The sequence below is a fragment of the Stenotrophomonas sp. GbtcB23 genome (assembly GCF_019091045.1).
Lineage (GTDB): Bacteria > Pseudomonadota > Gammaproteobacteria > Xanthomonadales > Xanthomonadaceae > Stenotrophomonas > Stenotrophomonas rhizophila_A.
Genome location: NZ_JAGXKC010000560.1, coordinates 1 through 249 on the forward strand (window position 1 = coordinate 1; position 249 = coordinate 249).

Annotated in this window: 1 protein-coding gene; it reads left to right on the forward strand. The window is 60.6% G+C overall.

Annotated features, from left to right (window positions below; all coding sequences use genetic code 11):
- Positions 1-249 (forward strand): GTP-binding protein (locus tag KVS69_RS20105; RefSeq protein WP_302675400.1); only part of this gene is annotated, 249 nt, incomplete at both ends.

Here is a 249-nt window from a genome sequence, read left to right on the forward strand (position 1 = left end):
TACCCCGGTCACCGTGCTCACCGGCTATCTCGGCGCGGGCAAGACGACCCTGCTAAACCGCATCCTTTCCGAGCCGCACGGCCGGAAGTATGCGGTCATCGTCAATGAGTTTGGCGAGGTCGGCATCGACAATGACCTGATCGTCGATGCCGATGAGGAAGTCTTCGAGATGAACAATGGCTGCATCTGCTGCACGGTTCGCGGTGACTTGATCCGCATCATCGAGGGTCTGATGCGCCGTCCCGGCCG